20 protein-coding genes are annotated in these 19,295 nt (G+C 67.6%); 6 read left to right on the plus strand and 14 right to left on the minus strand.

Annotation, left to right across the window (positions count from 1 at the left end; all coding sequences use genetic code 11):
• Nucleotides 1–12 precede the first annotated feature (12 nt).
• From NFL01S_RS23720 to NFL01S_RS23730, 3 genes are all read left to right on the plus strand, one after another.
• Nucleotides 13–1,344, plus strand: a complete 1,332-nt coding sequence (locus NFL01S_RS23720; protein WP_084493179.1) for a YhgE/Pip domain-containing protein — start codon at nt 13–15, stop codon at nt 1,342–1,344.
• A 118-nt stretch (nt 1,345–1,462) separates the two neighbouring features.
• A complete protein-coding gene (locus NFL01S_RS23725; protein WP_062978477.1) occupies nt 1,463–2,386 on the plus strand; it encodes a helix-turn-helix domain-containing protein in 924 nt (307 codons plus the stop codon).
• Between the two features lies 1 nt (nt 2,387).
• The gene (locus tag NFL01S_RS23730; RefSeq protein ID WP_062978478.1) at nt 2,388–2,945 is read left to right on the plus strand and encodes a dihydrofolate reductase family protein; all 558 of its coding nucleotides are present in this window, start codon (nt 2,388–2,390) and stop codon (nt 2,943–2,945) included.
• Nucleotides 2,946–3,404: 459 nt separating this feature from the next.
• Here the strand turns inward: NFL01S_RS23730 and NFL01S_RS23735 are convergent, their stop codons facing one another.
• The 6 genes from NFL01S_RS23735 to arc form a co-directional block, all read right to left on the minus strand.
• Nucleotides 3,405–4,082: a TIGR00266 family protein gene (locus tag NFL01S_RS23735; RefSeq protein WP_062978479.1), complete on the minus strand. Its 678-nt coding sequence runs from the start codon at nt 4,080–4,082 to the stop codon at nt 3,405–3,407.
• 109 nt (nt 4,083–4,191) lie between these two features.
• Nucleotides 4,192–4,494, minus strand: coding sequence for a hypothetical protein (locus tag NFL01S_RS23740; RefSeq protein ID WP_062978480.1), 303 nt, complete (start codon nt 4,492–4,494; stop codon nt 4,192–4,194).
• Nucleotides 4,495–4,688: 194 nt separating this feature from the next.
• On the minus strand, nt 4,689–5,057 hold the full coding sequence (locus tag NFL01S_RS23745; RefSeq protein WP_062978481.1) for an arsenate reductase family protein: 369 nt from the start codon (nt 5,055–5,057) through the stop codon (nt 4,689–4,691).
• A gap of 78 nt (nt 5,058–5,135) precedes the next feature.
• Entirely contained in the window at nt 5,136–5,441 is a 306-nt protein-coding gene (locus NFL01S_RS23750; RefSeq protein ID WP_062978482.1) for a hypothetical protein, read from the minus strand.
• Nucleotides 5,438–5,587 (minus strand): hypothetical protein, encoded by a 150-nt coding sequence (locus NFL01S_RS23755; RefSeq protein ID WP_157116847.1) that lies wholly within the window; start codon nt 5,585–5,587, stop codon nt 5,438–5,440. The genes NFL01S_RS23750 and NFL01S_RS23755 overlap by 4 nt, the downstream gene beginning before the upstream one ends.
• Before the next feature lie 206 nt (nt 5,588–5,793).
• Nucleotides 5,794–7,554: a proteasome ATPase gene (arc, locus tag NFL01S_RS23760; RefSeq protein WP_062978484.1), complete on the minus strand. Its 1,761-nt coding sequence runs from the start codon at nt 7,552–7,554 to the stop codon at nt 5,794–5,796.
• A gap of 180 nt (nt 7,555–7,734) precedes the next feature.
• Here arc and NFL01S_RS23765 point away from each other — a divergent pair, with 180 nt between their 5' ends.
• On the plus strand, nt 7,735–8,277 hold the full coding sequence (locus tag NFL01S_RS23765; RefSeq protein ID WP_062978485.1) for a WKL family lipoprotein: 543 nt from the start codon (nt 7,735–7,737) through the stop codon (nt 8,275–8,277).
• A 71-nt stretch (nt 8,278–8,348) separates the two neighbouring features.
• On the opposite strand, the gene NFL01S_RS23770 is transcribed toward NFL01S_RS23765, so the two are convergent.
• Nucleotides 8,349–9,182, minus strand: a complete 834-nt coding sequence (locus NFL01S_RS23770; protein WP_062978486.1) for a tRNA (adenine-N1)-methyltransferase — start codon at nt 9,180–9,182, stop codon at nt 8,349–8,351.
• A gap of 73 nt (nt 9,183–9,255) precedes the next feature.
• On the opposite strand from NFL01S_RS23770, the gene NFL01S_RS23775 reads away from it, so the two are divergent.
• Nucleotides 9,256–10,152, plus strand: coding sequence for a RecB family exonuclease (locus NFL01S_RS23775; RefSeq protein ID WP_084493194.1), 897 nt, complete (start codon nt 9,256–9,258; stop codon nt 10,150–10,152).
• Between the two features lie 326 nt (nt 10,153–10,478).
• Here NFL01S_RS23775 and hisG read toward each other — a convergent pair whose 3' ends face one another.
• Nucleotides 10,479–11,330, minus strand: a complete 852-nt coding sequence (hisG, locus tag NFL01S_RS23780; protein ID WP_062978487.1) for an ATP phosphoribosyltransferase — start codon at nt 11,328–11,330, stop codon at nt 10,479–10,481.
• Between the two features lie 40 nt (nt 11,331–11,370).
• Nucleotides 11,371–11,634: a phosphoribosyl-ATP diphosphatase gene (locus NFL01S_RS23785; RefSeq protein WP_030521337.1), complete on the minus strand. Its 264-nt coding sequence runs from the start codon at nt 11,632–11,634 to the stop codon at nt 11,371–11,373.
• Between the two features lie 172 nt (nt 11,635–11,806).
• Here NFL01S_RS23785 and NFL01S_RS23790 point away from each other — a divergent pair, with 172 nt between their 5' ends.
• The gene (locus tag NFL01S_RS23790) at nt 11,807–12,457 is read left to right on the plus strand and encodes a TetR/AcrR family transcriptional regulator (RefSeq protein ID WP_062978488.1); all 651 of its coding nucleotides are present in this window, start codon (nt 11,807–11,809) and stop codon (nt 12,455–12,457) included.
• Between the two features lie 50 nt (nt 12,458–12,507).
• On the opposite strand, the gene NFL01S_RS23795 is transcribed toward NFL01S_RS23790, so the two are convergent.
• The 5 genes from NFL01S_RS23795 to NFL01S_RS23820 form a co-directional block, all read right to left on the minus strand.
• A complete protein-coding gene (locus NFL01S_RS23795; RefSeq protein WP_062978489.1) occupies nt 12,508–14,322 on the minus strand; it encodes a choline/carnitine O-acyltransferase in 1,815 nt (604 codons plus the stop codon).
• Between the two features lie 70 nt (nt 14,323–14,392).
• Nucleotides 14,393–15,196, minus strand: coding sequence for a class I SAM-dependent methyltransferase (locus NFL01S_RS23800; protein ID WP_062978551.1), 804 nt, complete (start codon nt 15,194–15,196; stop codon nt 14,393–14,395).
• A 47-nt stretch (nt 15,197–15,243) separates the two neighbouring features.
• Nucleotides 15,244–16,104, minus strand: a complete 861-nt coding sequence (locus NFL01S_RS23805; RefSeq protein WP_084493180.1) for a HalD/BesD family halogenase — start codon at nt 16,102–16,104, stop codon at nt 15,244–15,246.
• 589 nt (nt 16,105–16,693) lie between these two features.
• Entirely contained in the window at nt 16,694–17,407 is a 714-nt protein-coding gene (locus tag NFL01S_RS23815) for an HAD family hydrolase (RefSeq protein ID WP_157116849.1), read from the minus strand.
• Between the two features lie 97 nt (nt 17,408–17,504).
• Nucleotides 17,505–19,082: a serine/threonine-protein kinase gene (locus tag NFL01S_RS23820; RefSeq protein WP_062978493.1), complete on the minus strand. Its 1,578-nt coding sequence runs from the start codon at nt 19,080–19,082 to the stop codon at nt 17,505–17,507.
• Nucleotides 19,083–19,295 lie beyond the last annotated feature (213 nt).

Genomic DNA, 19,295 nt, shown 5'->3' on the forward strand with positions numbered 1-19,295 from the left:
AGGGAGTACGGGATGCAGCCGAACGGCACCAGCGGCGAGTCGGAGAGCGGCACCGCGGTCGCGGCACGGACGGAGACCGGACCGACCCGGCGCCGAACCGCCGTGCGGGCGTGGCTGGGCCCGATTCTGGTCATTACCGCGCTGATGGGCCTGCTGTCGACCATGTACCTGGGTTATGTGATCGACCCGGAGAAGAACCTGCACGAGTTCCCGATCGCGCTGGTGAATCAGGACGACGGTGAAATACGCGATGGCACACCCGTCAATATCGGTGACCAGATCACCGGCGCACTCACCGAACAGGTCCCGGCGGACAAGATCGACCTGCGGGTGACCGGTATCGCGGAGGCCCAGCGGCTGCTCGGCAACGGCGAGGTCTACGGCGCGATCGTGCTGCCCAGTGATCTGTCGAAGCGACTGTCGATCCTCGGCGCCGGCTCGGTGGTCCCCGGCGATATCGACCGTCCGGCGATCATCGTGATCACCAACCCCCGGACCGGCACTTACGCCACCCAGATCTTGCACACCGTGACCGATCGAGCGCTGACACAGGTCGACGCCGAGGTCGGCAAGCAGCTCACCGCGACTGTCGAATCCGAACTGGGTTCGGCACCCGCCGGTGGCCCCGAACTCAGCGGTGCCGCCCGCCTCGTCCTGGCGGACCCGATCGACGTGATCACCGAGCCTTACCGCCCGCTGCCGGACGGTACCGGGCAGGGACTGTCCGCGTTCTTCTACACGCTGCTGGTGGTCCTGGCCGGGTTCACCGGTGCCATGATCGTGCACACCATGGTCGATTCGGCGCTCGGTTTCATACCCACCGAGTACGGGCCCTGGTTCGTCCACCACCCCACCGCGCCGCATTCGCGCCTCCGCACGCTGCTGTTGAAGTGGGCGGTGATCGCGGTGACCGCACCCGTTGTGTCCGGGGTTTTCCTCGGAATCGGATATCTGCTGGATATGCCCATCACCCACGGCCCGGCGCTGTTCCTGTTCAGCACGCTGGCCATCGTGGCCGTCGGGGTGACCGCGCTTTCTGTCCTGGCGACGTTCGGCTCGGCCGGTCTGCTGATCAATCTGGTGCTGTTCATCGTTCTCGGCCTGCCCTCCGCCGGGGCCACCATCCCACTGGAGGCGACCCCTCGATATATGGCCTGGCTGGCGGGCTTCGAGCCGATGCACCAGATCTATCTCGGCGTCCGGGCGATTCTGTACTTCGACCTCGGCAACGGACTTGCGCGCGGAGTCTGGATGAGTCTGGCCGGCCTCGCGATAGGGCTCGTCCTAGGCGCGGTTTCCACTTTCGTCTACGACCGGAAGGGCCTGGAACGGCGCAGCCGCTGAGCGGCTCGAATATCGCAGCCGCTGAGCGGCTCGAATTTCACGGCGCTGAGCTGCCGTCGCGCGACACTGCGCAATATCGGTCAAGCGGATCGGTGCGCCGAGCCGACAGACTCTATCCGTGACCACCCGACGTGACCGACTGCGCGAACTACTGGATGCCGTTCTCGACGAGGACAACACGACCCTCGGCCGGATGGCCGCAGGAGTTTACTCGTCGCCGTTCCATTTCGCCCGGCAGTTCAGCCGGGGCACCGGCGAATCACCGGTGAGCCTGCGGCGTCGCGTACTTCTGGAACGGGCCTGCTGGCAGCTCGGTACGGGTGCCACCGTGACCGAGGTGGCCTTCGCCGCCGGATACGACACGGTGGAGGGGTTCAGCCGGGCATTCACCCGCGCATTCGGCCATCCTCCGAGCGCGACCCCACCGCCGGCCGGCCGCGCACCTCGCTGGCTGCCCGCGGCGAACGGGATCCACTTCCATCCCCCCATGTCGCTATGGGTCGAAGGAGAACCGAAGGGACGTTCCGATATGGATCCGACCGCGTTGCTGCTACACCACGATCTCGACGACACGCGGCTGCTGTTGAAGGCGGCGACCGGTTTGAGCGAGGAACAGTATCGGTGTTCCCGCGCCGGCGCGACGACCGTACTGCCGTGGGACGGTCCGGAGGAGTCGATCGCCGCGGTACTGGACCATCTGATCCGGACCAAGGAATCGTGGCTGGCCTCGATCGACGGCGCCGATACTCCCGCGCACGGCGGCGACGATATCCCCGCGCTGCTGGCCCGGCTCGACGAGGTGGGCCCGCGCTGGCTGGACACAGTCCGCGAGATCGATCGGCGGGGCGGCTGGGGCGACACGCTGATCGACGCACTGTGCGACCCCCCGGAGAGTTTTCTGCTCGGCAGCGTGATCGCCCATGTACTCACCTACTCCGCGTATCGCCGCCAGCAGGTGCGGTACTGGATTCGCGGTGACGCAGCGGCCGACGACGCGGTCGGCTGGGGCGATCCCATCGAATGGCTACGAAAGCGAGACTGAGTTGACCACCCCGTCTACCTCCCCGCGCACCATCTACAACACGGCGACCAGCCTGGACGGCTATATCGCCACAACAGATCACTCGCTGGACTGGCTGCTGTCCCGCGAATCCGACGAAGCCGGACCCATGGATTTCACCGAGTTCCTCGCCGGGGTCGGCGCGATCGTCATGGGCGCCAACACCTACCAGTGGATACTCGATAACGAGGGCGCGGAGCCGTGGCCCTACGAGGTGCCGTGCTGGGTGTGTACCCATCGCGACTTCCCGGCCCGCACCGACGCCGATATCCGTTTCACCCGTGCGGATATCCCCGAGGTGCACAAGGCGATGACCGCCGTCGCGGCCGGTAAGAACCTCTGGGTCGTCGGCGGCGGCGAACTCGCGGGCGCCTTCACCGACCACGGCCTGCTGGACGAGATCATCGTCTCCATCGCCCCGGTGACGCTGGGCGCGGGCGCTCCACTACTGCCGCGCGAGCGGGAACTGCGGGTGACCGAGGTAGCAGGAAACGGCGAATTCGCCTGTGTTCGATACGAAGTAGTTCGTCAACAGCACTGACCGAGGTTCTGGTATACATACGGCGGTACGGCGAGCGCACCACCCGGTACATCCAGCGGAGCCGCTCGCCACCCACGTACCGGCTGTACTCGATCGGCGGCCGAGGACCCGTCGCACGGGCAGCAACGGCGTGCTACTCGAAGCTCCGGCACCAGCGCGCGTCCGACGATGTGTCGTCTGCCCGCAGGCCGACCGGGCCACCAACGCCCGCCGATGGACGCATCGATGCCCTGAAGCCATCGGGGCCACGAGCAATCACCGGAGGCTGTCGCCTGCAGCACGGTCGTCCGACGTCGGGGCCTCGGGTGTTATCCGATGATCAGTGGGCGGTGATCGCGGACGTGCTGCCGGTGCGGATGGATCGGCACGGCCGGCCATTCTCCGGCGCTCGGGCGATAGTCGAAAGCACCGCTACCGATGCGGCATGGCGTGACGTGACGCGCCGATTGTCGGACATGCCTAGCCCGAGGAGACGGAAGCCGTCCAGGATGCGAAGGCCCGCGGGTTGCGGGTTTGCAGCAGTACCCGGCCGGGCCCGGTGAAATCGAAGACCAGCCCCTCCCCCGATTTCAGCGATTGCAGCGAGCGCCCGGACACCGCACGGCGGATGGTGAACTGCATCGCGAGGTCGTAGGCCACCACATGCCCGGTATCGATGCTCACCTGTTCGCCGGGGGCCAGATCGAAAACGTCGATGGCGCCGAAAACGCCGACCACCACCTCGCCCTGTCCCTCGGCACGGAGCCCGAAACCCCCTTCGCCACCGAAGAGGTTCGCGAAACCGCCCCACTGGCTCTCCACCCGCACGCCGGCCGAATGCGCGATCCAGCCGCCCCTGCTGATGAAGTACGGGCGGTCCACAGCGATCGGCAGCGCGAGCATATCGCCGGGCAGCGAGGGCGCCACATCGACCCAGCCGCCGTTCACCGGCGCGGTGAAGGTGGACACGAAGAACGATTCACCCGAGAGCACCGACCGTCTGATCCCGGCCAGGATGCCCCCTTCGGCCTTGGCTTCCAGCGTCACTCCGGCCGAATGCGCCACCATGGCGCCGCTTTCCACCCGTACCGGTTCCCCGCCTGCCAGCACACAACGCGCCACGGTGGACGAGGGGTTGTGCCGCAGTTCAACTTTCATGAGCCGACAGTACCGCCCGGGTGCGACACCGGCCGAGATCCGGTACGCGACCGCCCCGAGCGGCCACGCACCGCGTTTACCGAGGTCTGCGCCGGATCCGAGCGGACTCTCAGTGGACGATTACTTCCCGGCGCTGCATGGAGAACAGCAGATCCCACGACTGCTGCGCTACGAACGCCGTGTTACCCACCGTTCGTAGCTGCTGAACCAGTTCCACCAGGCCCGGCGGGCACCCCCCGACCTGATACCGGACCGGCCCGCGGCGTTGCGAATAAACGGCGGTCCCGGGCACCGGCTCGGCCGAGCAGAACGTGTCCGGCTGAGCCGCGGCCGTTCCCACGCCGAGCAGCGAACCGGCCCGAGCGGTATCGCCGCCGAGCCCGGAGACGAGAGGTTCCCCGAGGATCGACATGACTACCTCCCCGGGGAGCCTGCGGTCGCGCGATTCACGCTGGTCCGATCGGATCCGAAGACTACTCCTTATATAGTTTAGGCCCCATACACGGATCGGCTCCGAGGTGGCCGTCGCGGACCAGTCCCGCAGCGTCCCCGCCCGAAGGCGGCCTCCGGCAGATTCAGCGTGACATCTCGGCAATCGGCGAGCGCTCAGTCCAGCAACCGCAGGGCATCCTCGTCGCGGGCCACGACCGCGCGCCCGTCGGCCGTGAACACGATCGGGCGCTGGATCAGCCGGGGATGTTCGGCGAGTGCGGCGATCCAGCGCTCCCGGTCCGCGGCGGTACGCCCCCAGTCGGACATACCGAGTTCCTTGGCAATGTCCTCGCCGGTCCGGGTGATCTCCCAGGGTTCGGCGCCGAGCCGGTCCAGGACGGTCCGCAGCTCCGCCGTGGTGGGCGGATCGTCCAGATACCGGCGGACCGAATAACCGGCGCCGGTCGCATCCAGATGGGCCAGCGCCGCCCGGCTCTTGGTGCAGCGGGGGTTGTGCCAGATCTCGGTTTCCGGAGTACTCATACCGGGAGCGTAACCGCCGCGTACGACGCAACCTGCACACTGCTGGACCCCTCGTGGGCCGGCAACAGCGCCCGGTGCTCACATATGCGTCAATTCCGGCCATACGCGCGACCAGGTAACCCGCGGCTCAGCGCATTTCCACACCACGACATCCCTGGTGTTGTCGAGGAAACCGAGTCGCGTATCGATCCGGCCCAGCGGCTCCAGTACAGCGAACTGTGCCCGCAGCCGATCGGGATCGCCGCCCACGCAGACCAGAGTCTTCGCCGTGTCCGGCGACGCGCCGAAGTACCCGAAACCGCGGGCGGGACTGTAGACGGGCGGTAGCCGGTCGCCCGCCGGCTGGTCGAGCGCACCCGCCTGCCAATAGCTGCCGGTGATCACGGCGGACTGCTCACGTTCACGCGGTGATAGGCCGCGACCACGCCGCCGGCCAATTCCGGCCAGCCGGACTCGCCGTAGAGCCCGATCTGCCTCGCAGCCGCGGCTTCGCTCTCCGGCGACGGATCTGCCATGCGGATCGTGGTCACGGATTCTCCTGAGGTGGGCGCCTGCCCCTCGGAATATATCCATACCACGAGGCCCCTGCCGTCCACCTTCGGAACGACCGGGGGCGGGTATCGGGGGGCACGTTATGATCCACCCACAGGGCTATCGGCCGGGGTACCGGACCGGCCTTGGCGCAAACGAATCAGGGCCGCGCCCCCAGCGGAGCACGACCCTGACAGCAGTGCCTCTACAGGTACTGGCCGGTGTTGGATTCGGTATCGATCGCCCGGCTGGCGCTGGCGTTCTTACCAGTGACCAGCGTGCGGATATAAACGATCCGCTCGCCCTTCTTACCCGAGATACGGGCCCAGTCATCGGGATTCGTGGTGTTGGGCAGGTCCTCGTTCTCGGAGAACTCGTCCACGATCGAATCGTAGAGATGCTGGATCCGCAGACCCGGATTTCCGGTGTCCAGAACCGATTTGATGGCGTACTTCTTGGACCGGTCCACAATGTTCTGGATCATGGCGCCGGAGTTGAAGTCCTTGAAGTACAAGACCTCCTTGTCACCGTTGGCGTAAGTGACCTCGAGGAAGCGGTTGTCCTCGCTCTCGGCGTACATCCGGTCCACCACCCGCTCGATCATGGCGCGGATGCAGGCCACCTTGTCGCCGTTGAACTCGGCCAGATCGTCGGCGTGCAGCGGCAGGAACTCGGTGAGGTACTTCGAGAAGATATCCTGTGCGGATTCGGCATCCGGGCGCTCGATCTTGATCTTCACGTCCAAGCGGCCGGGCCGCAGGATCGCGGGGTCGATCATATCCTCGCGGTTGGAGGCGCCGATGACGATGACGTTCTCCAGCCCTTCCACACCGTCGATCTCACTGAGCAACTGCGGCACCACGGTGGTCTCCACATCGGAGGAGACACCCGACCCGCGAGTCCGGAAGATCGAGTCCATCTCGTCGAAGAACACGATCACCGGCGTGCCCTCGGAGGCCTTCTCCCGGGCCCGCTGGAAGATGATCCGGATATGGCGCTCGGTTTCACCGACGAACTTGTTCAGCAGTTCGGGGCCCTTGATGTTCAGGAAGTAGGACTTCGCCTCCTTGGCATCCTCGCCTCGCGCCTCGGCGATCTTCTTGGCCAGCGAATTGGCCACGGCCTTGGCGATCAGCGTTTTACCGCAGCCCGGCGGGCCGTAGAGCAGGACACCCTTGGGCGGGCGCAGCGCGTACTCGCGGAACAGATCCTTGTGCAGGAACGGCAGCTCCACGGCATCGCGGATCTGCTCGATCTGCCGCCCCAGGCCGCCGATATCGTTGTAGCCGACATCGGGCACCTCTTCGAGGACCAGATCTTCGACCTCGGCCTTGGGGATGCGCTCGAACGCGAACCCGGCCTTGGTATCGACCAGCAGGGAATCGCCCGGCCGCAGCTTGCGGATCGGGGAATCCGGATCCTCCAGATCGTCGGCCTCGGCGAGCTTGGACAGCGGACCGGACAGCCACACCACCCGCTCCTCGTCGGCATGCCCGACGACCAGGGCGCGGCGGCCCCCGTCGAGGACTTCGCGCAAGGTGCCGATCTCACCGATGGAGTCGAACGTGCCCGCCTCCACGACCGTCAGCGCCTCGTTCAGCCGGACGGTCTGGCCGTAGGCGAGGGTGGACGTATCGATGTTCGGCGAGCAAGTCAGGCGCATCTTGCGGCCGGAGGTGAACACGTCGACGGTCTGATCCTCGTAGACACCGATCAGAATCCCGTAACCGCTGGGCGGCTGACCGAGCCGGTCGACCTCCTCACGCAACGCGACGAGTTGCTGCCGCGCTTCCTTCAGGGTATCCATCAGTTTGGTGTTGCGAATGGTCAGCGAATCGATACGGGCTTCCAATTCCCGTGAGCGATCCGGTGAGTCGGCGAGTTGCCTCCGGAGTGCAGCCGCTTCGGCGCGTACTGCCTCGAGTTCTCTCCAGGCCGCCGAATCCGAATTCTCGATGGGGCTCATGTGCTGCTCCTCCCAGTCCCGGTCTATCAACGCTACCGGGCGCGACCCGTTTGCGCTGTCCGACATGATTTCGTGGTGATCACATCTGGCCCGCGACCATCATGCTGGTCAGACCATGTTAGCCTGCCCTAACCCTCGACCGGTGGGGTTCCCCACCGACTAGCCGAAAGGTTGCCAGCTATGCACCTTCCCGCACGGACACCGAGGCTGTCCCGCGTCGCGGCGGCGACGGCCGCGGCCGTTGCACTGGCGCTGGGATCGACCGCTTGTGGATCCGATGACGACACCGGCACCACTGCAACCTCCAGCGTCGCGGTCACCACCAGCGCGTCGGCGCATGACCACGGCGACGACACCGAGCACGGCGATTCCGCGGACGCACCCACCGCGCAGAGCCTACAGTCCATCCTCGAACAGATCACAAATCCGGACGTCACCGTGGACGAGAAGGTGGACCTCATCGTCGACGGCGAGAACAGGCGCGGCCAGCTGGAGCAGCTCAACGCCGCCCTGCAGAACTACCGCGGGCTCAGCTACACGGTCGCCGATATCACCGTGGACGGCGATACGGCCACCGGCCAGACCACCATCACCAGCCCGCGGGGCAGCAGTGCGCCGCCGGCGCCGGTCACCTGGGAGGAGGACGACGGCGCCTGGAAGCTGTCCGACACCGGGGCCTGTCTGCTGCTCGGCTTCGCACAGATTCCCTGCGCTCCGGCGTAACCCTGCAACGACGCGGGCCGCGGTGGAACTCCACCGCGGCCCGCGTCCGTTTCCGCACCGCCCCGGTGCCGCTAGCCCTTGGACGGGCGCCGCTGCGGCTTCGGAGTGACCACACCTTCGGCCAGCCGCCGAGCGCTCACCAGGAAGGCCGTATGCCCCTGCATCCGGTGCTCGGGCCGTACCGCCAGACCCACCACGTGCCAGCCGCGCACCATCGACTCCCACGACCGCGGTTCGGTCCAGCACTGCTGTTCACGCAGCGCTTCCACGATCTTGGACAGCTGCGTCACGGTCGCGACGTAGATCATCAGCACCCCGCCCGGTACCAAGGCCTGTGATACAGCCGGTAGGGCGTCCCACGGGGCCAGCATGTCCAGGATCACCCGATCCACCGGCTCCCCCGCGTAGTCGGCCACATCGGCGACGGTCAGCTCCCAGTTCGCGGGCCGCTCCCCGAAGAACCGTTCCACGTTCCGGACGGCATGCTCGGCGTGGTCGTCCCGGATCTCGTAGGACACCACAGCCCCCTCGGGCCCCACCGCACGCAGCAACGAGCAGGTCAGCGCACCGGAGCCGGCACCCGCCTCGAGGACGCGGGCACCCGGGAAGATATCGCCCTCGTGCACGATCTGGGCGGCGTCCTTCGGGTAGATCACCGCCGCTCCGCGCGGCATGGACATCACATAATCGGTCAGCAGCGGGCGCAGCGCCAGGTACGGGGTGCCGTTGTTGGAGTGCGCGAGCGTGCCCTCCTCGGCGCCGATCAGTTCGTCGTGGTCGATGGCGCCACGGTGGGTGTGGAACTGCTTTCCCGGCTCCAGCAGCACCGTGTACAGCCTGCCCTTGGCATCGGTCAGCTGCACCCGGTCGCCGACGACGAATGGCCCGGTCCGTCTGGCCGTCATGAATCTCCGTTCCCGCGATGTCCGCGTTTTCGCGCGCGGCACCGTGTCGGTGCCGACGGATAGCCTGCCAGGTATGTCAGCGCCTCCGAGCACACCCCCGGCGAGTCCCGATCCCGAGGCACCGCCCCGGTCCGCCCGGCCCGCGCTGTCGCCCTCGCGCGCAGCCGATTTCAAACAATGCCCGCTCAAGTATCGTCTGCGGGCCATCGACCGGATCCCCGAACCTCCCACCCGGCAGGCGGTCCGCGGAACCGTGGTGCACGCGGTACTCGAGGATCTGTACGCCCTACCGGCCGCCGAACGCGAACCCGAGCGGGCGGCGGCACTGGCCGGTCCCGCGTGGGAGCGTGTGATCGCGGCGGAGCCGGAAGCGGCGCGGGTCGTCGCCGGCGAAAGGGAGCTCGAGACATTCCTCGGCGAGGTCCGCGCGTTGGTGCGTGGCTACTACCGCCTGGAGGATCCGCGTCGCTTCGAACCCGAATCCTGTGAGACCCGGCTCGAGGTCGAGCTCGCCGACGGTGCCCCGTTACGCGGCTTCGTCGACCGGATCGATGTGGCGCCCACCGGGGAGCTGCGGGTGGTGGATTACAAGACCGGCCGGGTTCCGGGTCCGAATCAGGAGACACGGGCCCTGTTCCAGCTCAAGTTCTACGGCCTGATGTTGCTCCGTCTACGTGGTGTGGTCCCGGCGCAGTTGCGCCTGGTGTATCTCGCCGGCGCGCAGTTGCTCACCTACGCGCCGGAGGAAGCCGAACTCCTCCGCTTCGAACGCACCCTCATGGCCCTGTGGGAAGCAGTGTCCACGGCCGCCGAGACCGGAGATTTTCCGCCGAATCCGGGTTGGCTGTGTGATTACTGCGCTTACAAAAAACTCTGTCCCGCCTTCGACGGAACCCCGCCGCCGTATCCCGGCAGGTCCGCCGACGGCGGATCCGCCGCCGAGACCTTCGCCGAATCGGTATCGGACTGAGTCCTTTCGGTGCCGCCGCGGCCTGTCCCGAGAAGAGCGCCACGCCGGTCGGCACCGCGTTCAGGGAGGCATCCGAAGACATGCCACACCGACATGGCCGACGGCTGCCGCTGGCGGGTCGCGACACCGGCGTCGCGTGGCCACACCCGTCATCACTGCCTTACGCGCCCAGCGGTGCCGTCGAGTTCAGCGAGGCCCGGAAAAGGTTTCGGCCCGTCCCTGCTGTCAGTGCTCGATGCGATGCGCCGCAGGCGCGAGTGTCTCGTGCTGACAGCAGGGACCCCAGCGGGCCGAAACCCCGCGCCGCCGGAGGCGGCGCCGAAAACTCAGAAGGCGCGGCAGGACCGGATATCGGTGGCGAGGATGGCGCGGGCGCCGAGATCGGCCAGCCGGTCCATCAGTTCGTTGCCCTGTTTGCGGGGTACCAGGGCGCGGACCGCCACCCAGCCCTCGTCGGCCAAGGGCGCCACGGTGGGCGATTCCAGGCCGGGAGTGATCTGCGCGGCGCGTTCGAGCAGCCCCTTCGGGCAGTCGTAGTCCAGCATCAGATACTGCTGGGCGAACACCACACCCTTGACCCGGGCAATCAACTGGTTACGCGCCCGGTCGTCCCGATCGGCTTCGGCCTGCTCGATGAGCACCGCTTCGGAATCACACAGCGACTCCCCGAATGCCACCAGATTGTGCTGGCGCAGGGTCCGCCCGGAACCCACCACATCCGCGATGGCATCGGCGACGCCGAGCTGGATCGAGATCTCGACCGCACCATCGAGCCGGATCACCTCCGCCTCGATCCCGCGGCGAGCCAGATCGGCCAGCACCAGGTTCGGATAGGAGGTGGCGATGCGCTTGTCCTGCAGATCCTGCACCGTCCAGTCGCGTCCCTGCGGGGCGGCATAGCGGAAGGTGGAGCCGCCGAATCCGAGCGAGAGACGTTCGGATACCGGCGCACCGGAGTCCAGGGCGAGATCGCGGCCGGTGATGCCGAGATCCAGTTCTCCGGATCCGACGTAGATGGCGATGTCCTTGGGCCGCAGGAAGAAGAATTCCACCTGGTTGGCGGGGTCGAGGACGGTGAGGTCACGCGAATCGGTGCGTTTGCGGTAACCGGCCTCGGTGAGGATGGCGACGGCGGATTCGGAGAGCGCACCCTTGTTGGGTACTGCGACGCGCAGCATGATGGCAGGTCCTTTCGGTTTCGGGGAACGGTCGGGGCGTCTACAGATGTCGGTAGACGTCCTCCAGCCGCAGCCCGCGGCCCACCATCAGGACCTGCACCCAGTACAGGAGCTGCGATATCTCCTCGGCGAGCGCCTCGTCGCCCTCGTGTTCGGCGGCCAGCCACACCTCGCCGGCCTCCTCCAGCACCTTCTTGCCCTGGGTATGGACGCCCGCGTCCAGTGCGGCGACGGTGCCCGACCCGGCGGGACGGGTGGCTGCGCGATCCTGGAGCTCGGCGAACAGGGCCTCGAAAGTCTTCACGGCAGGTCATTGTTTCAGACCACCCCCGCGCGGTTGTCCCCGACCGCGCACCGCTGTGCCGTAGCACTCATCCGCCCGCCTCCGGAGCTCTCGCAACCCGCACCGGACCGCCACCGCCGGGCCGGATGCGCATCATCGGTACTGTGAGGATCCGAGGAGGTGGTCACCGACCGTGGACGAGAACATGGCACAGGCCCGGCAAGAGCGCCGGCACCTGATCGTGACCGCTGCGTCCGGATTGTTCGCCGCATGCGGCTACCGAGCGGCGAGTATGGACGAGATCGCCTGCCGGGCGGGGGTCAGCAAGCCGGTCCTGTACAACTCCTTCACCAGCAAATTGGAGCTCTACCTGGCGGTTCTGCACGAGGCCCTGCAGGTGCTGGGTGAAACGCTCGCAGAGGCCCTCGCACCGGCCCAGGGCATGCGCTCGATCGTGTCGGCGACGGTGGCCGCGATATTCGATTTCGCCGACACTCATCCACGCAGTGCCACCTTGCTTGCGGGTGCCGCGGTGGTCGACGAACCGTCGGCGCAGCGCGTGGCCCACCGGGCCACGACGATCTGCACCGATACCCTCTTGAAGGCCCTGGCACCCTATCCGCCGGCGCAGGCCGAACGCGGCTGGCTGATCACGGCGGAGGTGGTCGCGATCGCGCAGTCGTGTGCGCGGCACTGGGTTCTCACCGGGAAGCCGCTCCCCCGCCACGAAGCCGTCGCCACGACGGCGGGCCTGTGCTGGACCGGCCTGTCCGGCATCCAGCAGGCGCCGAGGAGCCCGGAGCCCTCCGAGACGAGTCGGCCGGCATCCGACGTGCGGATGTAGCGACTGGAGACCCCGGACGGCAGGAACCGTCCGGGGTCTGCGTGGGCGCTCTACTGCTCGGCGAGCAACTCCTCCAGTTCGGCGACCGCGGTGCGGAGGTGGCCCGCGAAGGCGTGCATTTCGCCGGCCACCGCGGCCGGTGTGGCCAGGTAGAGGTTCCACCGGTCCGGCAGCAGGACGTAGGCTATACCGATGCATTTCGGGCTGGTGGAGCCGAAACCGAAGTACCGGATGTTCACCGACGGCGCCGAACTGGTGCTGAGGTAATCGTCGCGCATGATCGTCCAGCCGGGGCTGCTGTACAGCGGGATCGGATCGGTGACGCCCAATTCGGCACCGCTGCGCCGTTGGATCCATTCGAGTTCCCACAGATGCTGTTCCGGTGCTTCACCGGACTGGCACTGTTTGGCCCGGGCCACATGAGCGCCGGCCGCGGCGCGGGCCGCGGCGAGTTTCGCGGCGGTATCGGCGGCGGGATCCTGCATGGTGTCGACGAAGTCGATCATCTCCGGGGTGATCACCCGCATGGCCTCGGTCCGGCCGTTGCGGTACTGCCGGGTCGCGATCGACTCATAGGTGGCTCCGGTGAGACCTTTGCTGCGACGGTGGGCGAGCTGGTAGCTCAGCTGGGCGAAGGCGTCGGGCGAGATGCCGAGCTGTTTGGCGCGGGTCGTACCGAAATCGTCGAAGGACACCGTGGTGGTGGCATTATCGGCGGCGTACCGGGCGAAGGCCGCACCCGCGGCCGTCACCGCGGCGCGCTGTTCGTCGGTCAGCCGGAATTCGATCTGTTCGACCGGCGGCAGCCCTTGGCTCCGCGCCCCGGACCGTTCGGTATGCCCGGTCACCGGGGTTTCCAGCAGGGCGTCGACGAAGGACAGCACCGTTGTACCGTCCAGCCCGCAGTGTTCGATATTGATCCCGGCCTGGCCGTCGGCGAATACGATGAACGACACCGATTTGTCGAACCAGCGGTTGGCGCTGTCACCGTGCAGGAGGGTGTCACTGGCGTGCAGTTCGTCGCGGGGCGCGAAATCCTCGAGGCAGACGCAGAACAGGGCGGTTTCGATCGTATCGAGCGCGGCCGCGTTGTGCGGATCGGTGAGCAGTTCGGCGCGGGCGCGCGCCCAGTCGGCCCGGGCCGCGGTGGTCAGATGTCCCACCGAGGTTCCGGCGGGCGCGGGTTCGGTCGCGGATTTGAGGATGGCGCACAGACCGCCGAGCAGATCCTCGTGGGCGTACGGGTCACCGTCGGCGCCGAGCACATCCATCCGGAACATGTTGCCGCGGTGCAGTACCAGAATGTGGCGGGCGTCGGACGGCCCCGGCCACTCCGCGGTGTAGGGCACGCGCACGGTGTCCTGTTCGGCGCCGGGGATCCGGGTTTCGGAGAACAGGTATTTGTTCTGCCACATCGACAACCGCTGCCCGCGCTGGGTGACCGGCGGGATTTCTTCCCGGTCCAGGGCCAGTTTGTAGTCGACAGCCGCCGCGACCAGGGCCGCGGCGCGGTCGGCCTGGCCCGCCGCGGTGGAAGCGGCCAGCGCGGTATCGTCGCGGAACAGGAAGAAGAAGTTGGCGTTGAGCGCGATCCGGTCGCGCCGCCCCAGGTAGCGGGACGGCCAGAACCGGTCCAGCCAGCTGCCGACGCCGGGGGTCTGGTCGTACTCACACAGGGCCGCGTGCAGGGTCCGGCCGGCGCCGTCCGGCCGCAGCAGATCGGCGACGGCTTCCTCGGTCGCTGCCAGTTCCTCGGCGGTCAGCAGGGGTGTACACCACTGCACGAAGCGGGCGCAGCTGTCCTCCAGGGTGGGCAGCGGGACCCTGGGCAGTTGGTCTTCGGCGGCAAAGGTGCGTTCGGTCAAGTCGTCTCTCCGGTTCGGTTCGGTGCTGCTCGACGGTCGGGCTGATCCCGGGTCACACGGCTTCGGTGTACTACGAAACCGGCCGGGACACATAGAGATTGGCATACAGCCGACCTTCGGACTCCAGGCCGGTGGGATCGATGCCGTTGGTGGTGAGCGTGTCCAGTACCTGCTCGCGTTCGGTATCGGAGGCGAATCGGCGCTGGGCGAACTCGCCCGGCATCCGCCGGGTGCGATATCCGAGGGCGTCCAGTTCCGCCTCGATCGGACCGAAACCGTACATGCGCAAGACGAAGTGTGCCATCCAGGGGCGGCGATCCGGGTCGGCGGTCGCTATCCGGACGAGTGTCTTCTCGGTGACATAGCCGATACAGCCGGTGGAGACCACCAGATCGGCCGTGGCGAGGATCGCGCGTTGTTCGTCGGTGGGGTCGGCGGCCTCGAGGTCGGCGTGCACGACGCCGTCCAGCAGCCCGGCCGCCCGGGCGTAGTCCAGGGCCGGTGCGGAAGCATCCATTCCGATGAACCGGACACCGGGCAGGGCGGTGGCATCGCGGACCCGGTCACGATCGCGGGCGATCAGATCACCGGTGCCGAGCACGGACTCGGTGTAGGATCCGGCCAGCTCGGCGAGGCTCAGATCCAGACGGAGCAGTGCGGCGTTCACACCGTAGGAACATCCGATGTCCAGCACCGTAGGGGCAGTGCCCGCCACTTCCTGACACTCCGTTATCTGCTCACGCAGATACGGTTTCGCCAGTTCCGGTATCCGATAGCCCAGTTCGGACATGCGTGCGTAGTAGTCGCGGGGGTCGGGCCTCGAGTAGATATCGTCGAAGGATGCTTTCCCGGTGGTGTGCAACGGCACTGGCACGTTGTGTTCCTCTCGGTAGGGCGGTACCCACTCGATCGGGTCCCTGATCAATCCAGCAGCCGATCACCACGGACGGCGTCGGCCGCCGCGTGATGATCCGGCAGTACCCGCCCGAAGAGCTGGCGGGTACGTTCCACGGTGCCGATGACACCGGGACGGTCACTGTAGGCGAAGATCGCCGTATGCCGAGGGGTCGCGCCCTGCACCGGTGACACCCGGTGCAGTGAGAACCTTCCCTGGAAAAGCTGCAGGTCACCGGGACGCAGCTCCAGGCGCCGGACGAGTCCGGCGCCGCTGCCGGTGAGCACGGCGTGCACATCCCCGAGGTTCTCGGTATGCGGGGAGCGGATATTCGGGCAGTACTCGAACACACCCCCGGACTCCGGTGCCGCCGTGAGCATGCTGACGGTGAACTCGTTGGTGTCGAAATGCCAGGGATGCGAATTGCCCGGTGCCACCACGTTCAGGACGAGACCGGCCAGCGGGTCGGCGAATTCGTGCAGCTGTGGCCGGCCGAAGCAGGCGGCGAGGAACCGCTGGAATTCGGTGCCGAGGTACAGCTGATGGATCAGCGCGGCGGCCGGGATCCGGTCGCGTGGGGCGAAGGCGTTACCGCGTTCGAAGATGATCCGGCCCGGATGGTCCGCGGGCAGTTCGGCGTCGAGCGGAATGTTGTAGGCGTTCACCCGTTCGGTGCGGTAGTAGGCGTGCGGAGCCATCTGCTCCCCTTGTTCCGCCAGCAGCGCGTGCAGCTCCGGCCGGATGAACTCGCGCAGGACGGTGCAGCCGTCCTCCGCGAGATCGGCGCGCGCGGCCGCGACGGCGGTATGCCAGCCGGGCGTATCGGGCTCCGCGAGCGGGTAGCGGGAAGTATCGACGATTTCGTCCAAGGTCACCGTGGCGGCCATAGCGATATTGTTGCCGCCGGACGACCGACACGCCCGGCGAATCCACGAGATGCCTGGTGAGACCGGTCACGGACCATCCGGTTTTGTTGATCCGCAATACCATTCGCAGCGCAACGTTGTCGCTTCGCACCGTTTACCGGCGCACCCGGTTGGACACTGCGCTTTCGACGCCTGGCCTTGCCCGGTTCGGCGGATGGTCACCGAGGAGAAGCACGAGCCAGAGTACCGTGCCGCGCCGCCACTGTTTTCCGCCCGCCTGCCGGTGCCACCGAGGCTCGCGGTGCGTGCCGATTGTCCCGGCCGCAAGCGTCGAACCGAGCGAGCGCATCCCGGCCACCGGGCCGAGCGCGGAACCCAGCCCTGCCGGAACAGGTTTCCCCCCGGTCACCGCTTCCACGGTGGTGCCGACATCATCCGAACACGCACCGTTCACCGGGCAGATCCTCACCGGGCTCCCGCTGGCGTGCCCCCCGATTCGGCAATGCTCGACAGGGGCCGGGGTCGAGGCCAGCGGCTCCCACATCGATCGCAACGCTTCAACGGAGCAACACATCGACTGCCCTCGTTCACAGGTAATCCGGATACGGGGTCAGCAGCTCTGTGATTCGGCGTGGCGGAGGCGCGTCCGCAAGCACAACTCCAGATCGGCGCGGGTCAACCCGATGAGGGTGTCACGGTGCGTCCGGGCCGGATCGAGAGGCACCGGAATCTCGCAGGGCACCACCAGAACTCCGCAGCCCGCCGCCGTGGCGGCCGCCACCCCGGTAACCGAATCCTCGACGGCCACACAGTCCCGGGCGTCCAGCCCGAGCAGATGGGCCGCGCGGAGGTAGACGGCCGGATCGGGTTTGCCGTGCGGCACCTCGTCCCCGCACACGGTGACATCGAACCGGTGCCGGCCCAGCGTTTCCAGGGCCAGTTCGGTGAGCGACCGTTTGGTGTTGGTCACCAGCGCGCAGGGCAGGCCGGCTTCCCGGACCATGTCCAGTGCCTCCGCCGCGCCCGGCCGCCACGGGATCGGACCGGTCATGAGTTCGGTGACCCGCTCCTCCAGGAACAGGCCCGCCGCCTCGACGGCCTCGGGGTGCGGGTCGACCCCCAGTTCGGTGAACATGATCCGCAGCGCATTCGTCCCCGAAGCTCCGATCAGCGCGTGCCGGATCTCCTGTGTCATCTCCCGGCCCAGCTCCCGCGCCAGCTCACGGACGCCGATATCCCACAGCTTCTCCGAATCGAGCAGCGTGCCGTCCATATCCCACAGGACACCGGCCGGCTGGGCCATAACGTCGGGACCTTTCGTCATGGTGGATCGAGACGGCACCGAGGCGCGGGGCGTGATCGGTAACCCGGGCCGACCGTAGCCCGGCGGGGCAAGCGGCGGCAAACCCGGGCGGTCGCGGTCACAAGACCTGCGAGTCGGTGATGACCAACTGTCCGCCGTTGGGCGCCACCCGGAACGACCGGCTCTCCGACTGCACCGAACCGTCGCGCATCGTGTAGGTGACGGTGGCGACCGCGCTGCCGTCGCCGGATCGGCTGACCGAACCGATACTGACCGCGCTGATGGTCGACCAGAAGCCCTGGTAGTCGGCGTACCCGCCCGCGACGGCCTGATACTCGGGCGCGAGCTGTGACCATGCGGCGGCAGTGTTGCCGGGTAGCAGCCCGTAATAGCCGCGGACGAACTGTTCTACCCGGGCAGCCGAGGGCGGGCCCGTTTCGGTGGTGGTCGTCGACGCAGCTGTGGTGGAGGGATCACTCGGTTCTGCCTGCGGTTCCCCGGTCTGCTCCGGTACCTCCACCTGGCTGCTCTCGGGCCCGGCGGCGGTGTTGTCGTCACCGCCGGTGATATCGGCGAGAACCAAACCCACCACAACCACCAGGAGCAATGCCGCGGCGCCGGCGAGCACGGCTGTACGGGACCGCGTGCCGGAACGGCGCTCACCGGCAGGGCCGGTGGGTACGGCCGCGGCCGGCGCGGGCGCCGATCCTGCAACCGCGGGCACCCCGGCATCCCGGAACGCCGGCGCTGCGGCAGGCGGGCGGGTGTCGGCGGGGGCCGGCTCCGGATCGGGCCGGTCGAGTGTGGCCGTGGCGGCGAGCGTGGGCGGGATGACCTTCGTCGTGGCGGACGGCGCTGTACCGACCGGTTCCGGCGCCCGGCCGGCGGCCACTTCCTCCAGCATGACCCGCGCCTCGTCCATGGTGGGCCGGTTGGCGACCTCGGTCGCCAGCAACCGCATCACCACCGGGCCCAGCGCGCCCGCGCCTTCGGGCGGCTCGACCTGCCCGCCGGCGACCGCGTGCAATACGGCCAACGGGTTGTCGCCGTCGCCGAAGGGCGGGCGTCCGGTGATCGCATGATAGAGCGTGGATCCCAGCGCAAAGACGTCCGAGGACGGTATCGGCTGTTCCCCGCGGGCGACCTCGGGGGCGAGGTAGGCCGGGGTGCCCGCCAGGAATCCGGTCGCAGTGACGGTGACATCGCCGGTGGCGCGCGAGATTCCGAAGTCGGTGATCTTCACCGTACCGTCGTCGCCCACCAGCAGGTTCGCCGGTTTCACATCCCGGTGCACGATTCCGGCGTCGTGCGCCGCGGCGAGAGCGGCCGCGGCCTGCGCCCCGAGTTCGGCGACCTTCAGCGGCGCGAGGGTGCCGTCGAGATTGAGCCGGTTGGCCAGGCTGGGCGCGTTCATGTATTCCATGACCAGCCACGGCTGCCCGTCCTCGTCGGCGACGTCGAATACCGAGATGGCGTTGGGGTGGTGCAGGCGCGCGGCGATCCGGCCTTCGCGCAGTGCGCGTTTACGCGCCTCCGCGGTCTGCTGTTCGGTCAGGTTCGGGCCGAGCAGCACCTGTTTGACCGCGACGGTGCGCTGCAACCGGATATCGAGCGCCCGCCACACCACTCCCATGGCACCGGTGCCGATGGGATCGGTGAGCCGATAACGTCCGGCTATCAGCCGATCCTTGCTCATCTGAAGTCGTGGCCCCTTCTGCTTGCCGCCGAGTCGTCCAGCACTCCGCGCGTCACAGGCGGTTGCCTACGGTTCCGCGTCGACCCGGCGCGTGCAACGCACCCGAACGGCTTTGTCCGGATTTCTGGTTCCGCGGGAACCTCGGCGGAAATTCCCGGAAATCGTACGCTCCGGCACCCCGAACCCCTGCGGGCAGTATGGGATTTCGGACCT

Source organism: Nocardia flavorosea NBRC 108225, assembly GCF_001613385.1.
Classification (GTDB): domain Bacteria; phylum Actinomycetota; class Actinomycetes; order Mycobacteriales; family Mycobacteriaceae; genus Nocardia; species Nocardia flavorosea.

Excerpts from the sequence above, each read along its gene's own strand:
- hisG (WP_062978487.1), bottom strand. The coding sequence starts at position 11,330 with ATGCTGCGCGTCGCAGTACCCAACAAGGGTGCGCTCTCCGAATCCGCC.
- NFL01S_RS23765 (WP_062978485.1), top strand. The coding sequence starts at position 7,735 with ATGCACCTTCCCGCACGGACACCGAGGCTGTCCCGCGTCGCGGCGGCG.
- NFL01S_RS23770 (WP_062978486.1), bottom strand. The coding sequence starts at position 9,182 with ATGACGGCCAGACGGACCGGGCCATTCGTCGTCGGCGACCGGGTGCAG.
- NFL01S_RS23805 (WP_084493180.1), bottom strand. The coding sequence starts at position 16,104 with ATGGCCGCCACGGTGACCTTGGACGAAATCGTCGATACTTCCCGCTAC.
- NFL01S_RS23735 (WP_062978479.1), bottom strand. The coding sequence starts at position 4,082 with ATGAAAGTTGAACTGCGGCACAACCCCTCGTCCACCGTGGCGCGTTGT.
- NFL01S_RS23775 (WP_084493194.1), top strand. The coding sequence starts at position 9,256 with ATGTCAGCGCCTCCGAGCACACCCCCGGCGAGTCCCGATCCCGAGGCA.
- NFL01S_RS23720 (WP_084493179.1), top strand. The coding sequence starts at position 13 with ATGCAGCCGAACGGCACCAGCGGCGAGTCGGAGAGCGGCACCGCGGTC.
- arc (WP_062978484.1), bottom strand. The coding sequence starts at position 7,554 with ATGAGCCCCATCGAGAATTCGGATTCGGCGGCCTGGAGAGAACTCGAG.
- NFL01S_RS23815 (WP_157116849.1), bottom strand. The coding sequence starts at position 17,407 with ATGACGAAAGGTCCCGACGTTATGGCCCAGCCGGCCGGTGTCCTGTGG.
- NFL01S_RS23820 (WP_062978493.1), bottom strand. The coding sequence starts at position 19,082 with ATGAGCAAGGATCGGCTGATAGCCGGACGTTATCGGCTCACCGATCCC.
- NFL01S_RS23745 (WP_062978481.1), bottom strand. The coding sequence starts at position 5,057 with ATGAGTACTCCGGAAACCGAGATCTGGCACAACCCCCGCTGCACCAAG.
- NFL01S_RS23740 (WP_062978480.1), bottom strand. The coding sequence starts at position 4,494 with ATGTCGATCCTCGGGGAACCTCTCGTCTCCGGGCTCGGCGGCGATACC.